Raw genomic sequence first — 2618 nt, forward strand, 5'->3', positions numbered from 1 at the left:
GATTGGAAGGGGGCGTCGAATCAGAGCGCATAGAACCGGTTTCACGTGAGGGAGGGCGGTGCGGGTGTCACCGTCCGACCCGCGTTCGGCGGGCACGAAACCCGGAGCCTGGCACGCCAGTCTGGACGCCACCTGGGCGTCGCGCCCGCGCAGCCCCGGCGAAAAGAGCCGATCGGAGGCGAATCCTCCGACCCTCGCGCGGGACTTGCTCCGGCTCAGCTCCGCCCCGGTGCGGCCCGCGCAGCGAGAAGGGAGACGGGTGCGTTAGACTGGGGTGTCACACGTGGGGCCCTGCCCGGATTCCGGGCGCGCCCGTGGCATCGCACGAACCTTCCGCTCTGCTTCGGCTCGCGGCATCCGTTCGCCTCCGGGCGTGCGAGTGCCCGGCGGCCCGGTCCTCCAGGACCAGGGCGCAGCAGCCGGAGCCCGACACCAAACCCAACTAGGACAACCCACTACATGACTACCGCAACGACCGCCCCGGCTACCAAGCAGGTCGCGATCAACGACATCGGCTCCGCCGAAGACTTCCTGGCCGCGGTCGAGAAGACGCTCAAGTTCTTCAACGACGGCGACCTCATCGAGGGCACCGTGGTGAAGATCGACCGCGACGAGGTCCTCCTCGACGTCGGTTACAAGACCGAGGGTGTCATCCCCTCCCGCGAACTGTCGATCAAGCACGACGTCGACCCCAACGAGGTCGTCAACGTCGGCGATCACGTCGAAGCCCTCGTTCTCCAGAAGGAGGACAAGGAAGGCCGCCTCATCCTGTCCAAGAAGCGCGCGCAGTACGAGCGCGCGTGGGGCGACGTCGAGAAGATCAAGGAGAACGACGGTGTCGTCACCGGTTCCGTGATCGAGGTCGTCAAGGGTGGTCTCATCGTCGACATCGGCCTCCGCGGCTTCCTCCCGGCCTCGCTCATCGAGCTGCGCCGTGTCCGCGACCTCACGCCGTACCTCGGCCAGGAGATCGAGGCCAAGATCCTCGAGCTCGACAAGAACCGCAACAACGTGGTGCTCTCGCGCCGCGCCCTGCTCGAGCAGACGCAGTCCGAGTCGCGCACCACGTTCCTCAACAACCTCCACAAGGGCCAGGTCCGCAAGGGCACGGTCTCGTCGATCGTCAACTTCGGTGCGTTCGTCGACCTGGGCGGCGTCGACGGTCTCGTCCACGTCTCGGAGCTCTCGTGGAAGCACATCGAGCACGCGTCCGAGGTCGTCGAGGTGGGCCAGGAGGTCACCGTCGAGATCCTCGAGGTCGACCTCGACCGCGAGCGCGTCTCGCTGTCGCTCAAGGCGACGCAGGAAGACCCGTGGCAGGTCTTCGCCCGTACCCACGCGATCGGCCAGATCGCTCCGGGCAAGGTCACCAAGCTCGTTCCCTTCGGTGCGTTCGTCCGCGTCGCCGACGGCATCGAGGGCCTCGTGCACATCTCCGAGCTGTCGGGCAAGCACGTCGAGCTCGCCGAGCAGGTCGTGTCGGTCGGCGAAGAGGTCTTCGTCAAGATCATCGACATCGACCTCGAGCGTCGCCGCATCTCGCTGTCGCTCAAGCAGGCCAACGAGTCGGTCGACCCCAACGGCACCGAGTTCGACCCGGCGCTGTACGGCATGGCCACCGAGTACGACGAGCGTGGCGAGTACAAGTACCCCGAGGGCTTCGACCCCGAGTCGGGTGCCTGGCTCGAGGGCTTCGACGCTCAGCGCGAGCAGTGGGAGCAGGAGTACGCCGCTGCTCAGGGTCGCTGGGAGGCTCACAAGGCCGCCGTCACCAAGGCCCTCGAGGCCGAGGCCGCCAACCCGACGGACTCCGGTTCCTTCGGTGGATCCTTCTCGTCCGAGTCGCCCGCCCAGGGCACCCTCGCCGACGACGAGTCGCTGGCTGCGCTTCGCGAGAAGCTCTCCGGTCGCTGATCCGTCCCGCATCGAAGGCCGGTACCCCTCGGGGTGCCGGCCTTCGGTCGTTCCCGGGCGCAAGCCCTGGTCACGCGGCGCCGGGGGAGGGCAGGATGTTCCCATGGCTTCTCGACTCCCCCTCCTCATCACCCTCGCCGGCGTGGCCGTGCTCTTCCTCTCGATCGCCTTCGTCTTCGCGCTGGTGATCGGCGCGATGTTCTTCGGCGGAATCGGGTTCACCGGTGGACACATGGATGCCGCCGCCCCCGCGTTCGTCCTCACCGCCTGATTGATCGTCGGTATCGAGCCCGTCCCACCGCCCGGTGGGACGGGCTCTCGTTTTTCCGCAAGTTTCCGCGGATTCACGGGAGCGACACGCCCGGGGTGTGGTGTCGATTCGACGGGTCGGTCGTTCGGGCGTAACTTATTACTTGTTCGCCCCACAGGGGAGAGCGGAGCGGCCGGAAGGCCCCGCGTCCTCTCAAGTGGTGAGCCGCCCCCAATATGGATGTTGAGAGTTTCTGCTTTCTCGTCTAGCATTGGGATCCTGCCACTCGGCGTCTTCCTCATCTGATCCTCCTTCCGGAGTGTTCTGTGGGTTCGTGCCGGTGGTTGTTTGTGAACTGCCTCACGGGTTGGTCGAGATGACTGTTTCTGTGGGTGCGTCCGTTCCTTGAGAACTCAACAGCGTGCACTTGTCAAATGCCAATTTATTCCTCGTC

2 protein-coding genes are annotated in these 2618 nt (G+C 66.0%); both read left to right on the forward strand.

The genetic code is table 11. The features are described from left to right. Positions 1 to 459: 459 nt before the first annotated feature. On the forward strand, positions 460 to 1914 hold the full coding sequence (gene rpsA, locus DBR36_RS16505) for a 30S ribosomal protein S1 (RefSeq protein WP_108320781.1): 1455 nt from the start codon (positions 460 to 462) through the stop codon (positions 1912 to 1914). A 103-nt stretch (positions 1915 to 2017) separates the two neighbouring features. Continuing rightward, complete coding sequence (locus DBR36_RS17995) at positions 2018 to 2185, forward strand: hypothetical protein (protein WP_181373663.1); 168 nt, start codon at positions 2018 to 2020, stop codon at positions 2183 to 2185. Positions 2186 to 2618 lie beyond the last annotated feature (433 nt).

The organism is Microbacterium sp. HMWF026 (genome assembly GCF_003061325.1).
Classification (GTDB): Bacteria; Actinomycetota; Actinomycetes; order Actinomycetales; family Microbacteriaceae; genus Microbacterium; species Microbacterium testaceum_E.